Source organism: Dickeya sp. Secpp 1600 (genome assembly GCF_003049805.1).
Classification (GTDB): Bacteria; Pseudomonadota; Gammaproteobacteria; order Enterobacterales; family Enterobacteriaceae; genus Dickeya; species Dickeya fangzhongdai.
In genome coordinates this window covers 592,208-611,992 of sequence record NZ_CP023484.1, presented here as the reverse complement: position 1 = coordinate 611,992, position 19,785 = coordinate 592,208, and the positions used below count along the sequence as shown (strand labels likewise).

19 protein-coding genes and 1 tRNA gene are annotated in these 19,785 nt (G+C 55.8%); 12 read left to right on the top strand and 8 right to left on the bottom strand.

Annotation, left to right across the window (positions count from 1 at the left end; genetic code table 11):
• Positions 1–227 precede the first annotated feature (227 nt).
• Positions 228–839, bottom strand: a complete 612-nt coding sequence (gene lexA, locus CPA59_RS02870; RefSeq protein ID WP_022632067.1) for a transcriptional repressor LexA — start codon at positions 837–839, stop codon at positions 228–230.
• 109 nt (positions 840–948) lie between these two features.
• A complete protein-coding gene (locus CPA59_RS02865) occupies positions 949–1,314 on the bottom strand; it encodes a diacylglycerol kinase (protein ID WP_107758668.1) in 366 nt (121 codons plus the stop codon).
• A 128-nt stretch (positions 1,315–1,442) separates the two neighbouring features.
• On the opposite strand from CPA59_RS02865, the gene plsB reads away from it, so the two are divergent.
• Positions 1,443–3,920, top strand: a complete 2,478-nt coding sequence (gene plsB / locus CPA59_RS02860; protein WP_038917765.1) for a glycerol-3-phosphate 1-O-acyltransferase PlsB — start codon at positions 1,443–1,445, stop codon at positions 3,918–3,920.
• Between the two features lie 54 nt (positions 3,921–3,974).
• Here the strand turns inward: plsB and ubiA are convergent, their stop codons facing one another.
• The 5 genes from ubiA to CPA59_RS02835 all read right to left on the bottom strand — a co-directional run bounded on the left by ubiA (position 3,975) and on the right by CPA59_RS02835 (position 8,596).
• Positions 3,975–4,838: a 4-hydroxybenzoate octaprenyltransferase gene (gene ubiA / locus CPA59_RS02855; protein WP_038662580.1), complete on the bottom strand. Its 864-nt coding sequence runs from the start codon at positions 4,836–4,838 to the stop codon at positions 3,975–3,977.
• 21 nt (positions 4,839–4,859) lie between these two features.
• Complete coding sequence (ubiC, locus tag CPA59_RS02850; protein WP_038917764.1) at positions 4,860–5,375, bottom strand: chorismate lyase; 516 nt, start codon at positions 5,373–5,375, stop codon at positions 4,860–4,862.
• 538 nt (positions 5,376–5,913) lie between these two features.
• Complete coding sequence (gene groL, locus CPA59_RS02845; protein ID WP_033570628.1) at positions 5,914–7,560, bottom strand: chaperonin GroEL; 1,647 nt, start codon at positions 7,558–7,560, stop codon at positions 5,914–5,916.
• A 45-nt stretch (positions 7,561–7,605) separates the two neighbouring features.
• Positions 7,606–7,899, bottom strand: coding sequence for a co-chaperone GroES (locus CPA59_RS02840; protein WP_013316258.1), 294 nt, complete (start codon positions 7,897–7,899; stop codon positions 7,606–7,608).
• 193 nt (positions 7,900–8,092) lie between these two features.
• The gene (locus CPA59_RS02835) at positions 8,093–8,596 is read right to left on the bottom strand and encodes an FxsA family protein (RefSeq protein WP_038662588.1); all 504 of its coding nucleotides are present in this window, start codon (positions 8,594–8,596) and stop codon (positions 8,093–8,095) included.
• A 590-nt stretch (positions 8,597–9,186) separates the two neighbouring features.
• Between CPA59_RS02835 and aspA the strand changes: the two genes are divergently transcribed.
• From aspA to CPA59_RS02795, 7 genes are all read left to right on the top strand, one after another.
• A complete protein-coding gene (aspA, locus tag CPA59_RS02825) occupies positions 9,187–10,626 on the top strand; it encodes an aspartate ammonia-lyase (protein WP_038917763.1) in 1,440 nt (479 codons plus the stop codon).
• Between the two features lie 190 nt (positions 10,627–10,816).
• Entirely contained in the window at positions 10,817–12,118 is a 1,302-nt protein-coding gene (locus tag CPA59_RS02820; protein ID WP_038917762.1) for an anaerobic C4-dicarboxylate transporter, read from the top strand.
• 114 nt (positions 12,119–12,232) lie between these two features.
• Positions 12,233–12,613: a divalent cation tolerance protein CutA gene (cutA, locus tag CPA59_RS02815; RefSeq protein WP_159077919.1), complete on the top strand. Its 381-nt coding sequence runs from the start codon at positions 12,233–12,235 to the stop codon at positions 12,611–12,613.
• A complete protein-coding gene (locus tag CPA59_RS02810; RefSeq protein ID WP_107758665.1) occupies positions 12,589–14,319 on the top strand; it encodes a protein-disulfide reductase DsbD in 1,731 nt (576 codons plus the stop codon). Before cutA ends, CPA59_RS02810 begins: the two co-directional genes overlap by 25 nt.
• Before the next feature lie 94 nt (positions 14,320–14,413).
• Positions 14,414–14,989, top strand: a complete 576-nt coding sequence (locus tag CPA59_RS02805) for a transcriptional regulator (protein WP_038917759.1) — start codon at positions 14,414–14,416, stop codon at positions 14,987–14,989.
• Positions 14,990–15,151: 162 nt separating this feature from the next.
• Positions 15,152–15,227 (top strand) — tRNA-Phe (locus CPA59_RS02800).
• Positions 15,228–15,388: 161 nt separating this feature from the next.
• Positions 15,389–16,648, top strand: a complete 1,260-nt coding sequence (locus CPA59_RS02795) for an integrase arm-type DNA-binding domain-containing protein (protein WP_107758664.1) — start codon at positions 15,389–15,391, stop codon at positions 16,646–16,648.
• A 106-nt stretch (positions 16,649–16,754) separates the two neighbouring features.
• On the opposite strand, the gene CPA59_RS02790 is transcribed toward CPA59_RS02795, so the two are convergent.
• Entirely contained in the window at positions 16,755–16,949 is a 195-nt protein-coding gene (locus CPA59_RS02790; RefSeq protein WP_010299634.1) for a YlcI/YnfO family protein, read from the bottom strand.
• A gap of 185 nt (positions 16,950–17,134) precedes the next feature.
• Here CPA59_RS02790 and CPA59_RS02785 point away from each other — a divergent pair, with 185 nt between their 5' ends.
• From CPA59_RS02785 to ccdB, 4 genes are all read left to right on the top strand, one after another.
• A complete protein-coding gene (locus CPA59_RS02785; protein WP_107760759.1) occupies positions 17,135–17,476 on the top strand; it encodes a hypothetical protein in 342 nt (113 codons plus the stop codon).
• A 906-nt stretch (positions 17,477–18,382) separates the two neighbouring features.
• Positions 18,383–19,126: a MobC family replication-relaxation protein gene (mobC, locus tag CPA59_RS02775; protein ID WP_107758662.1), complete on the top strand. Its 744-nt coding sequence runs from the start codon at positions 18,383–18,385 to the stop codon at positions 19,124–19,126.
• A gap of 58 nt (positions 19,127–19,184) precedes the next feature.
• The gene (gene ccdA, locus CPA59_RS02770; RefSeq protein ID WP_015855076.1) at positions 19,185–19,403 is read left to right on the top strand and encodes a type II toxin-antitoxin system antitoxin CcdA; all 219 of its coding nucleotides are present in this window, start codon (positions 19,185–19,187) and stop codon (positions 19,401–19,403) included.
• A gap of 2 nt (positions 19,404–19,405) precedes the next feature.
• Positions 19,406–19,711 (top strand): type II toxin-antitoxin system toxin CcdB, encoded by a 306-nt coding sequence (gene ccdB, locus CPA59_RS02765; RefSeq protein WP_107758661.1) that lies wholly within the window; start codon positions 19,406–19,408, stop codon positions 19,709–19,711.
• Positions 19,712–19,785: the final 74 nt, after the last annotated feature.

Sequence of the window (19,785 nt, the reverse complement as noted above, 5' to 3'; positions counted from 1 at the left end):
TATTCGTTCTGAAGGCAGCTATTCTTTCTGAAAACAGCTATTCGTTCTAAAGACAGTTATTCGTTCTGAATAAAGTGATTCTTCCTGAATACACCACGCGTCCCTGAATTCATACATCACGTTCAGCCCGGTCAAAGTACCGGGCAGTACAGGCGTTCATCCAGACAAGCTGAACACCTGCATGGGCGGCAGCATCCATCCTTCAAAGGCGGACTAAAGCAGGGGCGTTAGCTCCAGTCGCTGTTGCGGATCACACCAACCGCCAATCCTTCAATCGAGAAATTTTGCTCACGCAGATCGACAACGATTGGAGCGAACTCTTTGTTTTCCGCCAGCAGTTGCACAACATTGCCCTGCTTTTTCAGTCGCTTGACCGTCACTTCATCTTCAATGCGCGCGACCACTACCTGGCCGTTGCGCACATCCTGCGTTTTATGCACCGCCAGCAGGTCGCCGTCCAGAATACCGATATCTTTCATCGACATCCCGCTAACCCGCAACAGGAAATCGGCGCTGGGCTTGAACATCGCCGGGTCGACCTGATAGTGGCATTCGATGTGCTGTTGCGCCAGCAACGGTTCACCGGCGGCGACGCGACCGATCAACGGCAATCCCTGATCTTCTTCTTCCATCAGCAGGCGAATACCGCGGGAAGCGCCGGTGACGATCTCAATAACGCCTTTACGCGCCAGCGCCTTGAGATGTTCCTCAGCCGCATTCGGCGAACGGAAGCCAAGCTGACTGGCGATTTCGGCCCGGGTGGGCGGCATACCGGTTTGTGAAATATGATCGCGAATCAGATCATAAACCTGCTGTTGTCTGGTAGTTAGCGCTTTCATTCCGCCCCCTGGTTGTTTATACAGTTTCGCTGTGAGTATATACAGGGAAAGTGCCGATGGGAACCGCGATATCGCTATTGCGCGGATTTTTCTGCGATTATGCAAAGCGTCACGCAAAACGATTCCACAGTATCGCCCCCCATACTCCGGTCGCCAGCAAACAGGCGACAAATACCGCCGCCGAACCGATGTCCTTCGCCCGGCCGGACAATTCGTGGTAATCCGTGCCGACCCGATCCACCACCGCTTCAATAGCGCTATTGACCAGCTCAAACAGCACGATCAGCACCACGGAACCGATCAACAACAGCCGTTCCACCATTGAAACCGGCAGCCAGCAGGCAATAATAATCGCAGCAAGCGTGAGTAATGACTCCTGGCGAAATGCCGCTTCGTGCCGCCATGCCTGTTTCAACCCTTGTAGCGAATAACCCGCCGCCTTGATGATGCGGGTTATTCCGGTTGTTTTGTTCATGCTTACTCCACCTTTAATTTGTCATTGGCCGCAATTTTAACGCGTCGTCATGGTCTCATCACCACAGATATCCTGCCGGGTTTCTGGTATCCTTGGCCCGCATTGCTAACAAGAGGCTTCTGGTTGTTATGTCAGGTTGGCGTAGAATCTACTATAAACTACTGAATTTCCCACTAAAACTCTTGGTAAAGAGTAAGGTTATCCCACAGGATCCCGTTAACGAACAACGTCTGGATCCGGCGCGGCCGATCTTCTATGTGCTGCCCTACAATTCCAAGGCGGATCTGCTGACTCTGCGCACCAAATGTCTGGAGCTCAATCTGCCCGATCCGTTGCAGCCGTTGCAGATCGACGGAAAAACCTTGCCGAGCCACGTATTTGTCAACGACGGCCCGCGTCTGTTCCGTTACTACGTGCCCAAACAGCAGTCGATAAAGTTGTTTCACGACTATCTGGATCTGCATCGCAATAATCCGGAACTCGACATACAGATGGTGCCGGTGTCGGTCATGTTCGGCCGTTCCCCAGGCCGCGAAGGCCAGAATCAGGACACGCCGCATCTGCGGTTGCTGAACGGCATAGAGAAATTCTTCGCCGTTCTGTGGCTGGGTCGCGACAGCTTTGTGCGTTTCTCCGTTCCCGTTTCGCTGCGTTACATGGCGACCGAGCACGGCACCGACAAGACCATCGCCCACAAACTGGCGCGCGTGGCGCGTATGCACTTCTCCCGTCTGCGACTGGCGGCCGTCGGCCCGCGTTTACCGGTTCGTCAGGAGTTGTTCAACAAGCTGTTGTCTTCCCGCGCCATCGCCAAAGCGATTGATGATGAGGCGCGGGTCAAGAAGATTTCCCACGACAAGGCACAGCAGAACGCCATCACGCTGCTCGAAGAGATTGCCGCCGACTTCTCCTATGAAGCCGTTAGGCTATCCGACCGGGTGCTGGGCTGGACCTGGAACCGTCTGTACCAGGGCATCAACGTGCACAATGCCGAGCGGGTACGCCAGTTGGCGCAGGACGGGCATGAAATCGTCTATGTTCCCTGCCACCGCAGCCATATGGACTATCTGCTGCTCTCTTACGTGCTCTACCATCAGGGGCTGGTGCCGCCGCACATCGCCGCGGGCATTAACCTTAACTTCTGGCCGGCCGGTCCGATCTTCCGCCGTCTTGGCGCCTTTTTCATCCGCCGGACCTTCAAAGGCAACAAGCTCTATTCGACCCTGTTCCGCGAGTATCTGGGCGAGTTGTTTACCCGCGGTTATTCGGTGGAGTACTTCGTCGAAGGCGGCCGTTCCCGCACCGGCCGTTTGCTGGAGCCGAAGACCGGCACGCTGGCGATGACCATTCAGGCGATGCTGCGCGGCGGCACCCGCCCGATCACGCTGGTGCCGATTTACATCGGCTACGAACACGTGATGGAAGTGGGCACCTACGCCAAAGAGCTGCGCGGCGCCACCAAGGAAAAAGAAGGCTTCCTGCAGATGGTGCGCGGGCTGCGCAAGCTGCGTAATCTCGGCCAGGGGTACGTTAACATCGGCGAGCCGCTGTCGCTGACCACCTACCTCAACAACCGCGTGCCGCAGTGGCGCGACGCCATCGATCCTATCGATCCGCAACGTCCGGCCTGGCTGACGCCGACCGTACAGGATATCGCCGACGACATCATGGTGCGCATCAACAACGCGGCGGCGGCCAACGCCATGAACCTGTGCTGCACCGCGCTGTTGGCTTCCCGCCAGCGGGCGCTGACGCGCGAGCAGATGGAAGAGCAGTTGGAGTGTTATCTGCAGTTGTTGCGTAACGTTCCTTACAGCAGCGATATCACCGTGCCGAACAAAACCGCCGCCGAGTTGCTGGAACACGCGCTCGGTATGGACAAGTTCGAGGTGGAAAAGGACAACGTCGGCGACATTATTATCCTGCCGCGCGAGCAGGCGGTGCTGATGACGTACTATCGCAATAACATTCACCATATGCTGGTGTTGCCATCGCTGGTTGCCAGCATCGTAATGCATTATCGCCGGATCACCACCGAAGAACTGCTGCGCCAGATAACGCTGATTTATCCGCTGCTGCAGGCCGAATTGTTCCTGCATTACAAGAAGTCCGAACTGTCCGCTGTACTGGATTCGCTGGTGTCCGAGCTGGCACGTCAGCAGTTGATTCTGAATAAGGACGGCGGGCTGGAACTGAACCCGGCGCGTATCCGCGCGCTGCAATTGCTGGCCGCCGGTGTCCGCGAAACGCTGCAGCGTTACGCTATTACCCTGGCGTTGCTGAACGCCAACCCGACCATCAGCCGCGGCGCGCTGGAGAAAGAAAGCCGCAGCATGGCGCAGCGTCTTTCGGTGTTGCACGGTATCAACGCACCGGAGTTTTTCGACAAGGCGGTGTTCTCAACGCTGGTCAACACGTTGCGTAACGAAGGGTATGTCAGTGACAGCGGCGATGCGGTGCTGGAACACGTCCAGGCGATTTACGCCATTCTGGGCGAGCTGCTGACTCCAGAAGTGAAGTTGACGATTGAAAGCGCCAGTCTGGCGCAGGAAAGCGACGATAGCGAACCTGCCGCCAGTATCGTCGAAAAAGAAGAAACCGAGTGATAATCAGCCCTGCGGATCGACTCCGCAGGGCTGCATTTATTACCAGGGAAACGGTTACAGACCGAACAGGATGCCGAAAAACAGCACCATCCCCACGTAGTTATTGTTTTTGAACGCCCGAAAACAGTCATCGCGCTCACGCCCGGCAATCAGTTTCTGCTGATAAGCGAACAAGGCGGCGGCCGCCAGCACCGACCAGTAAAAAATCTGACTCAGCCCCATCATCCGCCCCAGCGCCAGCATCGCCACCAGCGTCATCAGTTGCAGTACGCCGATAATCAGGGTGTCGTGACTGCCAAACAGAATGGCGGTGGATTTTATCCCGATCTTGAGGTCATCGTCGCGATCCACCATGGCGTATTCGGTGTCGTAAGCGACGGTCCAGCAGATATAGGCAAAAAACATCAGCCAGCAGGTGGCAGGCAATGATTCGCTGACAGCGGCGTAAGCCATCGGGATCGACCAGCCAAACGCCGCGCCCAGCACCAGTTGCGGCAGATGGCTGACGCGCTTCATAAATGGGTATACCCAGGCCAGCGCCAGCGCGGCGACCGATAACCAGATGGTCAACGGATTCATGGTCAGCACCAGGCCGAACGCCAGTAACACCAGCACGACAAACAGTACCTTGGCGGATTGTTCGCTCACCAAGCCAGCCGGCAACGGACGCGCGGCGGTGCGTTTAACATGACCGTCGAAATGGCGGTCGGCGTAGTCATTGATCACACACCCTGCCGCACGCATCAGGAACACGCCCGCCACGAACACCAGCAGCGTCCAGGGTGCCGGCGTTCCTCGCCCTGCCAGCCACAATGCCCACAGTGTCGGCCATAACAACAACAGGGTGCCAATCGGGTTGTCGATACGCATCAGGCGACAATACGCGCCCCAGCGTTCTGACGTTAACAGTCTTTCCAACGCCTGATTCTCCTTCTGCACTCAGCCCTGATGGGCGTCGGGGAAATAAATGGGGGCATCCGGCAGAAACAGCTCGGTGATCAGCAACGGATTGCCCGACAAAAGCAAACGTGAACGCCGCACCCACAGCGCCCCGCTTCGGCCGGTCTGAATCACATCGCGCGGCGGCGGTCCCTGCAGAAACAAATAACGCCCCAGCGGCGTGTTACCGATCTGCGTCAGGTCAATATCGGCCTCCTCCAGCGTCTGCTCCGGTATTACCGTGCGGCCGAATAACCAGGGCTTGCCATCACCCAGCAGCGTCACCTCACGCAGCCAATAACGTTCACTCAGCGGCAACAGCGCCGATTCGCCAGCCATATCCAGCGACGACACAAACTGCTCTTCGCTAACCTCCACGGTCAGCCGCAGGCAATGCCGTTCCAGACGACGCGTCATAGAATCGCGGTAAACCAACCAGTCCACCACTGACGCGGGTAAATCTTCAGGCGCGCACCACTCAACCGAGTGCAGGCTAGCCAACGCCTTATCAGACATGTATCCCATTCCACCCGGTGTTTAATAAATAAAATCTACCCCAAATAATTCGAGTTGCAGGACAACACGCTGGCGTGTTGAACAACGCTACGCGTTGGCCCTTCAGGGCAAGGCTCATTAGCGCCTTGTAACGCGGCAACCGAATGAATCCCCGAGAGCTTACATAAGTAAGTGACCGGGATGAACGACAAATTGGCGTAAGCCGATTTGAACGCAGCCAACACACCTGCAACTTGAAGTATGAAAGGTATAAACGCGCTTATTGTAGCGCAGATGCTCAGTGTAGCGAAGAATCGTACGCTGATAACAGGCTCTGAACCGCCTGTTAACGATTTGAGTAATTTTTACACAATCTATCCGCCCGGCTCACACCCTGTTGCAAACTAGCGGGTAGCCAAACCTCATCACACATGAGGTACGTTCCTGCGCTCACCCTGCATACCGGCAGCCCTTAAAAAAAACTACCCGGCCAAAGCCGGGTAGTTTTTACAGTGCGACAGGCACCACAGCAAGAATATTGCTGCGGTCGCGCGGCAGATTACATCATGCCGCCCATACCACCCATACCGCCCATGCCGCCAGCAGCGCCTAAGTCAGGCGCGTCGCCTTTCGGCAGTTCGGTCACCATACATTCGGTGGTGATCATCAGGCCGGCAACGGAAGCCGCGTACTGCAGCGCAGAACGGGTTACTTTGGTCGGATCCAGGATACCCATGTCGATCATGTTGCCGTACTGCTCGGTCGCCGCGTTGTAACCGTAGTTGCCTTCGCCCGCTTTCACGTTGTTGGCAACCACTGACGGTTCTTCACCGGCGTTGGACACGATCTGACGCAGCGGCGCTTCCATAGAGCGCAGCGCAACTTTGATACCCACGTTCTGGTCTTCGTTGTCGCCAGTCAGTGCGCTGATGGATGCCGCTACGCGCACCAGCGCCACGCCGCCACCAGCAACCACGCCTTCTTCAACGGCGGCACGGGTCGCGTGCAGCGCGTCTTCAACGCGGGCTTTCTTCTCTTTCATTTCCACTTCGGTCGCTGCGCCAACCTTGATAACGGCAACGCCGCCTGCCAGTTTGGCTACGCGTTCCTGCAGTTTTTCACGATCGTAGTCGGAAGTGGCTTCTTCGATCTGCTGACGAATCTGGGTCACGCGGCCCTGAATCGCGGCTTCGTCGCCCACGCCATCGATGATGGTGGTGGTATCTTTGTTGATAACCACGCGTTTAGCCTGACCCAGATCTTCCAGGGTGGCTTTTTCCAGTTCCAGACCGATTTCTTCGGAAATCACGGTACCGGAAGTCAGGGTAGCGATGTCCTGCAGCATGGCTTTACGACGGTCGCCGAAGCCCGGCGCTTTCACCGCAGCGACTTTCACGATGCCGCGCATGGTGTTGACCACCAGCGTCGCCAGCGCTTCGCCTTCCACGTCTTCAGCGATGATCAGCAGCGGTTTGCCTGCTTTGGCAACGGCTTCCAGCACCGGCAGCATTTCGCGGATGTTGGAGATTTTCTTGTCGGCCAGCAGAATGAACGGGCTTTCCAGTTCAACAGAACCGGTTTCCGGCTTGTTGATGAAGTACGGAGACAGGTAGCCGCGGTCGAACTGCATACCTTCCACCACGTCCAGTTCGTCCTGCAGACCGGAACCTTCTTCAACGGTGATCACGCCTTCTTTACCCACTTTTTCCATGGCTTCAGCGATCAGCTTGCCCACGGTTTCGTCGGAGTTGGCGGAGATGGTGCCTACCTGAGCGATGGCTTTGGTATCAGCGCAAGGTACAGACAGTTTCTTCAGCTCTTCTACTGCGGCGATAACGGCTTTGTCGATACCGCGTTTCAGATCCATCGGGTTCATGCCCGCGGCAACGGCTTTCAGACCTTCGTTAACGATAGCCTGAGCCAGTACGGTCGCGGTGGTGGTGCCGTCGCCTGCCGCATCGTTGGCTTTGGAGGCAACTTCTTTCACCATCTGGGCACCCATGTTCTCGAACTTGTCTTCCAGTTCGATCTCACGTGCAACGGACACGCCGTCTTTGGTGATGGTCGGCGAGCCGAAGGATTTGTCCAGTACCACGTTACGGCCTTTCGGGCCCAGCGTTACTTTCACTGCATCAGCCAGCACATTAACGCCACGCAACATTTTTACCCGAGCGTCATTACCGAATTTTACGTCTTTAGCTGCCATTGGTAGTTTCCCTTGAATTCGTTTCGTTCAGATGATTACGTGAGATTAGGCTTCAACAATCGCCAGAATGTCGCTTTCAGACATGATCAACACTTCTTCGTTATCGATCTTCTCAGTCTTCACGCCATAGCCATCATTGAAAATGACGATATCGCCAACCTTCACGTCCAGCGGTTTCACTTCACCGTTTTCCAGGATACGGCCATGGCCAACAGCCAGGACTTCACCACGGGTGGATTTACCCGCTGCAGAACCGGTCAGAACAATGCCGCCAGCAGATTTTGACTCGACTTCTTTGCGCTTGACGATCACGCGGTCATGCAATGGACGAATTTTCATTGATAGCTCTCCTTTGAGAAAGTCCATATCAGTTTAGGTTAAACGCCGGACGCACTCTGGCATCCGGCCTTGTGGTGAACTAAGTGGGGACGTTTCACGACGCTTCAAGGGAAAAAAGAAATTTTTTTTGCGTTAAGTGAAATTTTTCCGCCGGCCTGCGCCCGGCGCCGTTCCGCGCCCCTTCCGGCCGGGGTCAGCGCGGTGAGGAATCGTTGGGTGGATTGCCGTCGTGGCGGTCGTCATCGGACTTGTCCAGCCGCTCGTGCTCGTCTTTGCGCTGAAACTCGCCTTCAAACACATTGCCCTGCCCGCCGTGACCGCCCGGACCCGGACGGCCGCGCCAGATTTGCAGGTGCGGCATCAGCTTGAGCGTCAGGTGCTTCTGCACTGGCGGCAGCAGCAGCAACAAGCCGAGAAAGTCGGTGAAAAATCCCGGCACCACCAGCAGGAAACCGGCCAGTATCAAGGATACGCTTTTAACCAGTTCGGCCGCCGGACTTTCCCCCGCCTGCAGGCGCTGCTGCATCAGCATGATGTTCTTCACGCCCTGGTTACGCACCATGGAGATCCCGATACAGGACGTCAGCACGACCAGCAGTAAGGTGAGCGCCACGCCCAGCACTTCGGCCACCCGAATAAAAATAGAGATTTCGATGTAAACGAACAAAAAAATCAGCAAAAGCGGTAACCAGCGCACCCGAAACTCCTGTGGTTGATATTTAACCCATTGATAGAAATATTGACTCAGAGCCTATCCCAATCGGCGTCATTGGCGCAGCCAGTTTGGACTCGGACAGCACGCAGAACCCGGAGCGTACACGTAGTACGTGAGGGTTTCGAGCACTGCCCAGGTCCAAAATGGCAAGTAAAATAGCCCTATTGGGATAGGCTCTTAACAGCGCGCGGTCATATTCCTTACCTCATGCTGTCATCACGAACAGGTATGAAGATACGACCAGTTGGCGTGGTACAGTACTTTATACTCGAACACGCCATTTACCCATACTGGCGGACGCTAATCAGGAGATGGTAGTGCAAACGCCGTTTTTCAACCACGATGGTGATGTATCCGTTTATTCCTGCGCCACGGTCATGACCCTCATCACAGTTCACACAGTAGGAGAGAGATGACCGCCCATATGTGATCGGGGCAACGGAAATCCTGCATAACAACAGAATATCATAACAACAACAGCGAGCATGGTGGTTAAACATTCTGCTGCTGTCCTCCACGGTAAGACGATACATCCTATAAATTCTAATCGACAGAAGTAAGAGAAGGCTCTCATGTCAGATAACATTCGCATTGAAGAAGATCTGTTAGGTACCAGAGAAGTTCCGGCTGATGCGTATTACGGCGTCCACACGCTGCGCGCGATAGAAAACTTCTATATCAGCAACCAGAAAATCAGCGACATCCCGGAATTCGTACGCGGCATGGTAATGGTCAAAAAAGCCGCGGCCATGGCTAACCGTGAACTTCAGACCATACCGCGCAAGATTGCCGACACCATCATCAAAGCCTGCGATGAAGTACTGGTCAACGGCAAATGCCTGGACCAGTTTCCGGTCGACGTGTTCCAGGGCGGCGCGGGCACGTCCGTCAACATGAACACCAACGAAGTGCTGGCTAACATCGGTCTGGAACTGATGGGCCATAAAAAAGGGGAATATCAGTATCTGAACCCCAATGACCACGTCAACAAATGCCAGTCCACCAACGATGCCTACCCCACCGGTTTCCGCATCGCGGTGTACAACTGCATTCTGAAACTGGTCGAAGCCGTGACCGTACTGGGCGATGGCTTTGAGCAGAAGGCGAAAGAATTCGAAAACATCCTGAAAATGGGTCGCACCCAGTTGCAGGATGCGGTACCGATGTCGCTGGGCCAGGAGTTCCACGCTTTCAACGTGCTGCTGAAAGAAGAGAACAAAAACCTGCTGCGCACCGCGGAACTGCTGCTGGAAGTGAACCTGGGCGCCACCGCTATCGGCACCCGTCTGAACACCCCGGAAGGCTACCAGCCACTGGCGGTGCAGAAACTGGCGGAAGTGAGCAAACTGCCGTGCGTACCGGCGGAAGACCTGATCGAAGCCACCTCCGACTGCGGCGCCTACGTGATGGTGCACAGCACGCTGAAACGTCTGGCGGTCAAACTGTCCAAGATCTGTAACGACCTGCGTCTGCTCTCTTCCGGTCCGCGCGCCGGCCTGAACGAAATCAACCTGCCGGAACTGCAGGCCGGTTCCTCCATCATGCCCGCCAAGGTCAACCCGGTGGTGCCGGAGGTGGTTAATCAGGTGTGCTTCAAAGTCATCGGCAACGATACCTGCGTTACCATGGCGGCCGAAGCCGGTCAGTTGCAGTTGAACGTGATGGAGCCGGTCATCGGCCAGGCGATGTTTGAATCCACCCAGATTCTGACCAACGCCTGCTACAACCTGCTGGAAAAATGCGTCGAAGGCATCACCGCCAATAAAGACGTCTGTGAATCCTACGTGTTTAACTCCATCGGCATCGTGACTTACCTGAACCCGTTCATCGGTCACCACAACGGCGACATCGTCGGCAAGATCTGCGCCGAAACCGGCAAGAGCGTGCGTGAAGTGGTGCTGGAGCGCGGTCTGCTGACCGAAGCCGAGCTGGATGACATCTTCTCGGTGCAAAACCTGATGCACCCGGCTTACAAAGCCAAACGCTACACCGAAGACCAAGACGCGTCGTAATCCCGCGCGGTCTGTTCTGTAAGGCACGTCAGTCCCGCCTGGGGCTGCGTGCCTTTATTCTATTCACTACTATTCATTCGCTACTTTTTTCCGCGCCGCAAAAGGCCAGGCTGTCGCCACAGCCATAAGAAAAAAATATGGAAAGACGTTTTGCAATGTCACGGACAACAAAATCAGAAGGAACATCAACATGGTTATTCTGGAACTGTTTATCGTACTCCTCGCTATTTATTTAGGCGCCAGACTCGGCGGCATCGGCATCGGTTTTGCCGGTGGGCTGGGTGTACTGGTTCTGACGCTGGGGTTTCACATCAAACCGGGCGCGATCCCGTTCGACGTGATTGAAATCATCATGGCGGTTATCGCCGCTATCGCCGCCATGCAGGTAGCAGGCGGCATGGATTATCTGGTCAGTCTGGCGGAAAAATTGCTGCGCCGTCAGCCGCGTTACGTCACCTTTCTCGCGCCGCTGGTGACCTATTTCATGACACTGCTGGCTGGCACCGGCCACACCGCGTTCTCCACCCTGCCGGTTATCGCCGAGGTGGCGAAAGAACAGGGCATACGCCCGTCCCGTCCGCTGTCGATCGCAGTGGTCGCCTCGCAGATCGCCATTACCGCCTCGCCGATCTCCGCCGCGGTGGTCTTCGTCGCCGGTCTGCTGGAACCGAAAGGCGTGAGCTATCTGGCGCTGCTCGGCATCTGCATTCCCAGTACGCTGATCGCCATCATGCTGACCGCCGTGTTCACCAACTTTCTCGGCAAGGAGCTGAAAGATGACGAGGTTTATCAGGAGCGCCTGCGCAAAGGCGAAGTCACCCTGCGCGGTCACGGCCAACTGGCGCTGAAACCGGGCGCCAAACGTTCGGTCGGGCTGTTTCTTGTCGGCATCATCGCCGTGGTGCTGTACGCCACCGCCATCAGCGACACCGTCGGGCTGATTCATAACCCGGTGTTGCCGCGCAACGAAGCGATTGTGGTGTTCATGCTGACCATCGCCACGTTGATCTGCCTGACCTGCCACGTCGATACCGCCCAAATCCTCAGCGCCAGCACCTTCAAGTCCGGCATGAGCGCCTGCGTGTGCGTAATGGGCGTAGCCTGGCTGGGCGATACCTTCGTCAAAGCGCACCTTGCCGATATTCAGAGTACGGCGGGCACGCTGTTGCAGAGCCACCCGTGGATGCTGGCGGTGGTGCTGTTCTTCGCTGCAACGCTGCTCTATTCGCAGGCCGCTACCGCCAAAGCGCTAATGCCGGCCGCGCTGCTGCTGGGCGTTAGCCCGGTGACGGCGATTGCCTCGTTTGCCGCGGTATCGGCGCTGTTCGTGCTGCCCACCTACCCCACGCTGCTGGCGGCGGTGGAAATGGACGACACCGGTTCAACCCGTATCGGCAAGTACGTGTTCAACCATGCGTTTCTGATCCCCGGCGTGGTGGCGATTTCGCTGTCGGTCGCCTTCGGCTTCGTTATCGGTCACCTGGTGCTGTAACGTTCCACCGAATCGTAAAGTTTTTTCGGATCGGCGTTCCAGCGTCGATCCGGCCTTACGATTGCCGACCCCGCACGGTATAGTGTGTCAACCGTTACCGTTATCGAGGTCACGATGTCAGAACCCAACGACGATGCGTTATTCGGCAACAATGCGCAATTCAACAGTAATGCGCAATTCAACAGCGCGGTGGTAGTACTCTGCACCGCACCCGATGAAGACTGCGCCCGACGGTTGGCCAACTCCGCGCTGGAAGCGCGTCTGGCCGCCTGCGTCACCATACTGCCGGGCGCCACTTCCCTGTATCACTGGGAAGGTAAACTGGAACAGCAGACGGAACTTCAACTGCTGCTTAAAAGCGACAGGGAACATCAGTCCGCACTGCTGACTCACCTGAAACAACAGCATCCTTACCAGACGCCAGAATTACTGGTGCTGCCGGTCGAGGGTGGCGACAGCGATTATCTCTCATGGCTCAACGCATCTTTACGCTGACGGTTCTGTGCCTCAGCCTGTTTTTCAGTACCCTGGCACCGGCGCAAAGCCCTTTCGGGCGCAGCGCGACGTCGCAGTTCCTGCCGGTGGATCAAGCTTTTACCTTTGATTTTCACCAGCGTGGCAACCAACTGACGTTGAACTGGCAGATCCACCCCGGTTACTACCTGTACCGCCAGCAAATCAAGCTGGATAGCGCGCTGCTCGCGCCTCCGGGCCTGACGCTGCCGCCCGGCGAACCACATCGGGACGAGTTTTTCGGCGAGGTGGCCATCTACCGCCAGTCGCTGACGCTCAATGTCCCTTTACGCGACGTGCCGCCCGGCGCTTCGCTCAGCATCACCTATCAGGGCTGCGCCGACGCCGGCTTCTGCTACCCGCCGGAAACCCGTTCGGTGCCGCTCAGCGCCATCGCCAGCGCTATCACCAACGATACACCGGCAACGCCGACCGCCGTCACGCCGCAGCCGGACCGCGCTTATACCCCGCAGTTGCCGTTCTCGCCGCTGTGGGCGCTGCTCATCGGTATTGGCGTCGCCTTCACCCCTTGCGTGCTGCCGATGTACCCGCTGATTTCCGGGCTGATTCTCGGCCGCCAGCAACGGCTGTCCGCCGGTCGTACGCTGTTGCTGACGATGGTGTACGTACAGGGAATGGCGCTGACCTACACCCTGCTCGGCCTGGTAGTTGCGGCGGCCGGCTTGCGTTTTCAGGCGGCATTGCAACACCCTTACGTCCTGATCGGGCTGTCGGTGATGTTTGTCGCGCTGGCGCTGTCGATGTTCGGCGTCTATAGCCTGCAATTGCCGTCATCCCTGCAAACGCGCCTGACCCTGTGGAGCAATCGCCAGCAAAGCGGCTCCGCTGCCGGGGTTTTCGCCATGGGCGCACTGGCCGGGCTGATTTGCTCGCCCTGCACCACCGCGCCGCTCAGCGCGCTGCTGTTGTACATCGCCCAAAGCGGCAACCTGCTGGCCGGCGGCGGCTCGCTGTACCTGTACGCGCTGGGCATGGGGCTGCCGCTGATGGCGATTACCCTGTTCGGCAATCGGCTGTTGCCCAAACGCGGCCCCTGGATGAATCACGTCAAGGAAGGTTTCGGGTTTGTGATTCTGGCGCTGCCGGTATTCCTGCTGGGAAGAGTGCTGGGCGATGTCTGGGAGTGGCGCTTGTGGGGGCTGCTCGGCGTGGCGTTTTTCGGCTGGGCATTTGCCCTCAGCCTGCGCAGTCACGTCGGCGCCATGCGAATGGTGCAGATTCTGCTGTTTCTGGGCGCGTTGCTGGCGGCCCGGCCGTTGCAGGACTGGGTGTTCGCGCCGGTACAGGCTGAACCGACCAGCGGCAGCCAGTTACACTTCACGCCGACCAACACGCTGGATGATCTGACCACGGCGCTGAGTCGCAGCGACAACCGCATCACCATGCTCGACCTGTACGCCGACTGGTGCGTGGCCTGTAAAGAGTTCGAAAAATACACCTTCCGCGATACGGCGGTGCAGCAGTCGCTGTCCGCCATGCAACGATTGCAGGCGGATGTCACCGCCAACAACGAAACGCAGCGGGCGCTATTGCAGCACCTACAGGTGCTGGGACTGCCGACGATTCTGTTTTTCGACGCCAGCGGCCGGGAAATTCCGGGCTCGCGTGTAACCGGCTTCATGGACGCCGCCGCGTTTAGCGCGCACTTGCAGACGCTGGCGCGCTAACATCAAGCTATATCGCGGCAGGTGGTCATAAACTTGAAAGATGCCGGAGATAAACCACACTGGTTAGTGATGATTGATGAGCAGGAGGAGCATGATGCAACGGGAAGAAGTTCTGGAGCAGGCGCTGGCCTTGCTGGAACGGCGCGGATTCGCCGACACAACGCTGGATATGCTGGCCGACCAGTTGGGCGTCTCTCCGGCCGAACTGCAACCCTTCTGGCCCGACCGTGAAGCCCTGCTGTACGACAGCCTGCGTTATCACAGCCAGCAGGTGAATATCTGGCGCAAACAGGTGCAGTTGGATGAACAACTCGGCCCGGAGCAAAAGCTGCTGGTGCGCTACCAACGGTTACAGGACGCCGTCAGCCAGCATCGTTTTCCGGGCTGCCTGTTCATCGCCGCCTGTAGCGCGTTCCCGGACCCGCTCCACCCCATTCACCAGATTGCGGAACAACAGAAACAAGCCTCGTACCACTACACCAAAGCGTTGCTGGAAGAACTGGAAACCGACGACACGGACATGGTGGCATTACAGCTGGAACTGATTCTGGAGGGCTGCCTGAGCAAGTTGTTGGTAAAACGCCAGTTGTCCGACGTGACCGTGGCGAAACGGCTGGCGGAAGACGTACTACGCGTGGCAATGTGCCGGAAACACGGCGCGCTGGCGTAACGCTTTCGCACCCGGCGAACCACGTCCGACAGGCCCATCGGCGATATGCTGTTGCTTATTTATTCAAAAACCGCATAAACGCCGAAAAAGCAGCCAAACCGTCAAAAAGTGGGTGAATTCACGTTGACGAAGCCGCCTGAATCCGGTTTAATGCGCCCCGTTGCCCGGATAGCTCAGTCGGTAGAGCAGGGGATTGAAAATCCCCGTGTCCTTGGTTCGATTCCGAGTCCGGGCACCACCTTTCCTTTTTTATGCCTCCTTATCAATTCTTATGTGTATGTAATTCAATAAGTTGGCGTAAAAATCTTTTCCGATGCGTTTTGATTTATCCCTTCGTATCGGGGAATTTGTGGGTCAGATTGCGGGTCATTCAGTTCGATGAACGGGAGTGACCCTCACATGTTAACTGACAGCAAAGTCCGATCCGCGAAACCTCTCGCAAAATCTTACAAGCTCACCGATTCGCAAGGCTTATACCTGACGGTATCCACCAGCGGCGCTAAGCTATGGTATTTCCGCTATCGCCTCGGCGGTAAAGAAAACCGTCTGGCCTTTGGCCCCTACCCTCAAACCACGCTGGCGGAAGCCCGTGAAAAGCGCGATGCAGCACGTAAGCTGCTGGCGTCCGGCATTAGCCCTTCTCAGCTTCGCAAAACGAACAATCCCGCCGTTGATGAATCCCGCACCTTTCAGTATGTCGCAACCGCATGGCACACCAGCAGTCTTAAACTCTGGTCAGACGCGCACGCCGATAAAATTCTCACCTGCCTGAAACGCTACGTTTTCCCCGCGATTGGCGCGATGGATATCGCACAGGTTGAAACCCGCCATCTGGCGCAGTTGGTTAAGGCGATTGACGACAAAGGCGTGCATGACGTCGCCGGACGGGTACGCCAGCATCTGACCAAAATCATGCGCCACGCCGTACAGCAGGGCGTCATCAAATACAATCCGGCTTACGATTTGGATGGCGTCGTGACCCCGGTCGTGACCCAACATCACCCCGCCCTGCCGCTGAAACGTCTGCCCGAACTGCTGGCGAAGATTGACAGCTACAAAGGCCGGATGCTCACCCGTCTGGCGCTGGAGCTGAATCTGCATGTTTTCCTGCGCTCCAGTGAGCTGCGTTTTGCCCGTTGGGATGAATTCAACCTGAAAGCGCATATCTGGAGCGTGCCCGCCCAGCGCGAAGCGGTAAACGGCGTGCGATTCTCAGAGCGTGGCGCAAAGATGAAGGATGAACATCTGGTGCCGCTGTCACGGCAGGCGGTCGCCCTGCTGAAACAGATTCAGGCAATTTCAGGCGAATCGGTCTTCGTTTTTCCGGGCGCGCATACCCTGAACAAGCCGATGAGTGAAAACACCATCAACAAGGCGCTACGCGTGATTGGCTACGACACCAAAACCGAAATCTGTGGGCATGGTTTCAGAACCATGGCCTGTAGCGCCCTGAACGAGTCCGGACGCTGGTCAAAAGACGCCATTGAGCGACAGATGAGCCACAAAGAGCGCAACGGCGTGCGGGCGGCTTACGTGCATAAAGCGGAGCATCTGGAAGCCAGAATCGAAATGATGCAGTGGTGGTCGGATTATCTGGACGTCAACCGCGAAGGATATGTCGCGCCGTATATCTATGCGCGGAGTCATTCGGCTGGCTAACGCGCTGCGCTTGTTGGCTCCTGACGGGGTTTCTATGTGATAGAAACCCCGTCAGGAGCGTTGTCATAAAACCATATCGAGCATTCTGCCAAATGTTTCTTATACGTCAGGGTTTCACAGGCTTGTCACGTTTTGGCGCTGCCAGTTTTCGGTTGCAAGCATCCAGAACCCAGGCTGAAAAATTAGCATCGGGATCTTCCGTTTTCTCCTGCGCAACGCTGGCGTTTATTTCTTCGATAAGCTCATGCGGGAAGCGAATTCCCTTTGTGGTCGAACGCTTGTTTTTAGAACCTGTAGGCATGCCGTTTTCCTTTCTCGCTGAGCGCACACTATACAAGGAAAAATATTTTTAAACACGTTGACGTGTATATGCACCTAGCGTTAAGGTGTATGAACACCAAGAGCGAATTCATGGTGAAAAACGAAACCCGGCAGTGCGCCAACACTAACCGGGCTTCTGACCACAACATTATGAGGACTAATGCTATGGCTGACACCGATAGTAACACGGGCGCGTCTTATCAATCACTGCCGGATTATGAGAACCGCTACTCCGCCATGAGTGCCGCGCTGGCTCGTCTGGACTTTTCACGCATGGACAATGATGAACTCTCGCTGGTCACAGAATATTGCGCCGAAACGCAGGCAGGACTTTGCCATTGCCTGAATTTCATTGGCGATGCGCTGATTACCTTTGCCGATAATGACGTGTGTGAATCTACACCAGAAAGTTTGTGCCAGTTGGGTCATGGGTTAACTGCAATTAGTTTACTCATCCCAGCCCTTACCACGATGCACAAACGCGCACATTCACTCACCGTCAGATAGCCATCTGAACATCACCAGCCTGATTAAAGCTCTGCCGTTAGGTCAGAGCTTTTTTGCTTTTATGGCTCAATAACAATAACTCTTCCCATCCGATATTGAGTTGTTTGCAGGCAATCCCCCTCTTTCCCGATAGCCTTCCCTACTGGCTGATTCCAGCGGGGTAGACATAGACATGCCAGCACGTTTTATTTTCGCAACGCTGACCGCGCTCAGCATGCCATTCAAACACAATGCAAGACGCAGCGGGTTTAGGCGGTTGAATGCCTGCGCCTCGCGGGCATTCAACCGTGGCGTGAGGCGAGTAAATTCAATTTCGCAGAAATTGCTAATTTGCGTCGCCCGAACCCACCCGCGAGCGCTTCCCCCAAGGGAAACCGAGCAGGCCGGGGGGAGCCGAATAAATTTTGCCGCCCCAGCGAGCAAAAAGACGCGCCCACGCGTCGGTTTATTTGGGGGGCGACAGCCCCGCACACCGTCGCGGCTAAGTCTCCGGCCACAAGCCGGTAGCGAGGCGCGACTACCCACTTTGAAGGCGTTTTCCCATTTTTTCGCTGACCGGAACGGGCAAAAGAAAAAGTGGGCTAAAAACGGCGTCTCAAAGGGGGTAGTCGCGCGTAGCGCGCGACGGTGTGCCGCTGTTGACGTTGGGGGTTTTGGCGTGGCGTCCAGCCGCGACATTACCCCCATGCGACAGGCAATAAGGGCGTCCAGCCCGCATGAACTGGCGCACGCCGTTCTGTGCCGGGAAATGTATTTTCCGGCGCATGGTTGCAAAGCAGCCACCTCTTTATCACAACAAAATCGCCTCATGACGTCGACTCATGCCAGTGGGCGAAGGTATGCGCCCATGTAATGAGGCGATAAAACCGAAAGAGCGCCCCCCCAGTAAAATGCGAAGGAGGAACCATGTTGATTTCTGATTACCGTGAACGCCGGGCGCGTAGTCACGAAAAAATGCGACTTCTGCTCACCTTTCTGAAAGAAGAAACCTACAGCGACTTTAAAACGTTGATGCTGCTTTTTGATTATAAAAATCACAAGCCGCTGTATCTGTTGCTGGCAAAAGCTATCGACATGGGATTGATCCAAAAGCATGAAATAAACACCAGAATGGTGAAAACCTCTCTGTGGGGGATCACCAATGGCGGATTATCAGTTGTTGCCACACCCCATGAGGATGGCTTTCCTGCACGGTTTGAGCCCTCGAAAGTCACGGGCTGGACACTGATACAGCGCCTTGATCGTCAGCTAGCACGGCTCCTTCTGGAAAAGAAAGGCGCTTATGGGTGGATCAGCGGCGCTGATTCAACATTCCGCAGCCGCTATGAGGTATATCATCGCCCGGCCGGGGTGATAACGTTACCAGACGGAACCGTCATCGCCGTTGAGACTGAGCGCCATCTGAAAACCAAGGCCCGTTATCAGGCGATTATCACCCAGCATTTGATAACCCGTACTCAAAAACTTTGGATGTACGTCTTCTATATCGTGCCCGATCCGCAGATAAAGCGAGCTATTGAGCGGATGTTTAATAGCATGACATACGCCATCGTCAACCATCAGCGCATCCCGCTGGAAGCGAAGCACCGCAATGTTTTTCGGGTTTATACGTTTGAGGAACTTAAACGGTTAGCGTTAGATTTTGAATAATTGCTGAACAACCACGCGAAGTATATACTCAAAGTATGCACACAAGAGGAGCACTATCATGAAACACCGCGTCAGCGTTACCGTGGACAAAGACAATTATCAGGTTCTGAGTGCTGCCGGAGTCAATATTTCCGGGCTGGTGAATGACGCCATTGGCAAAGAAGCCCGCCGCATCAAGGCTGAGGAGTGGAAGAAGGAAAACCGCGAAGGGATGGAAGAAGTCGCCCGATTTATCGCGCAGAATGGCTCCTTTGCGGATGAAAACAGGAACTGGTGATCATGCAATTCATTGTTTATCAATACAAACGTACCAGCCACTACAAAATGTTTGTCGATGTGCAGAGTGATATTGTCGAGACACCCAAGCGGCGCATGGCCATTCCGCTTATCGAAGCACATCATCTGTCTGAGAAAGTGAATAAGATGTTGTTCCCTCTGCTTCGCATCGATGGCGAAGATTATCGGTTGATGACAACTGAACTATCGAGCGTTCCTGTTGAGGTTATTGGTGAAGAAATCGCGGATCTTGGCAACTACGCTGATGAGATTAAGGATGCTATTAATCTTATGTTTTGGGGGATTTGAGAGAGGTTCAACGCATTCACATTGAGCCTGATTTATCGCGTTATGTACAAGTATGCTGAAAATTTCTTAAAATG

Excerpts from the sequence above, each read along its gene's own strand:
- lexA (WP_022632067.1), bottom strand. The coding sequence starts at position 839 with ATGAAAGCGCTAACTACCAGACAACAGCAGGTTTATGATCTGATTCGC.
- CPA59_RS02865 (WP_107758668.1), bottom strand. The coding sequence starts at position 1,314 with ATGAACAAAACAACCGGAATAACCCGCATCATCAAGGCGGCGGGTTAT.
- plsB (WP_038917765.1), top strand. The coding sequence starts at position 1,443 with ATGTCAGGTTGGCGTAGAATCTACTATAAACTACTGAATTTCCCACTA.
- ubiC (WP_038917764.1), bottom strand. The coding sequence starts at position 5,375 with ATGTCTGATAAGGCGTTGGCTAGCCTGCACTCGGTTGAGTGGTGCGCG.
- groL (WP_033570628.1), bottom strand. The coding sequence starts at position 7,560 with ATGGCAGCTAAAGACGTAAAATTCGGTAATGACGCTCGGGTAAAAATG.
- CPA59_RS02840 (WP_013316258.1), bottom strand. The coding sequence starts at position 7,899 with ATGAAAATTCGTCCATTGCATGACCGCGTGATCGTCAAGCGCAAAGAA.
- aspA (WP_038917763.1), top strand. The coding sequence starts at position 9,187 with ATGTCAGATAACATTCGCATTGAAGAAGATCTGTTAGGTACCAGAGAA.
- CPA59_RS02820 (WP_038917762.1), top strand. The coding sequence starts at position 10,817 with ATGGTTATTCTGGAACTGTTTATCGTACTCCTCGCTATTTATTTAGGC.
- cutA (WP_159077919.1), top strand. The coding sequence starts at position 12,233 with ATGTCAGAACCCAACGACGATGCGTTATTCGGCAACAATGCGCAATTC.
- CPA59_RS02810 (WP_107758665.1), top strand. The coding sequence starts at position 12,589 with ATGGCTCAACGCATCTTTACGCTGACGGTTCTGTGCCTCAGCCTGTTT.
- CPA59_RS02805 (WP_038917759.1), top strand. The coding sequence starts at position 14,414 with ATGCAACGGGAAGAAGTTCTGGAGCAGGCGCTGGCCTTGCTGGAACGG.
- CPA59_RS02795 (WP_107758664.1), top strand. The coding sequence starts at position 15,389 with ATGTTAACTGACAGCAAAGTCCGATCCGCGAAACCTCTCGCAAAATCT.
- CPA59_RS02790 (WP_010299634.1), bottom strand. The coding sequence starts at position 16,949 with ATGCCTACAGGTTCTAAAAACAAGCGTTCGACCACAAAGGGAATTCGC.
- CPA59_RS02785 (WP_107760759.1), top strand. The coding sequence starts at position 17,135 with ATGGCTGACACCGATAGTAACACGGGCGCGTCTTATCAATCACTGCCG.
- mobC (WP_107758662.1), top strand. The coding sequence starts at position 18,383 with ATGTTGATTTCTGATTACCGTGAACGCCGGGCGCGTAGTCACGAAAAA.
- ccdA (WP_015855076.1), top strand. The coding sequence starts at position 19,185 with ATGAAACACCGCGTCAGCGTTACCGTGGACAAAGACAATTATCAGGTT.
- ccdB (WP_107758661.1), top strand. The coding sequence starts at position 19,406 with ATGCAATTCATTGTTTATCAATACAAACGTACCAGCCACTACAAAATG.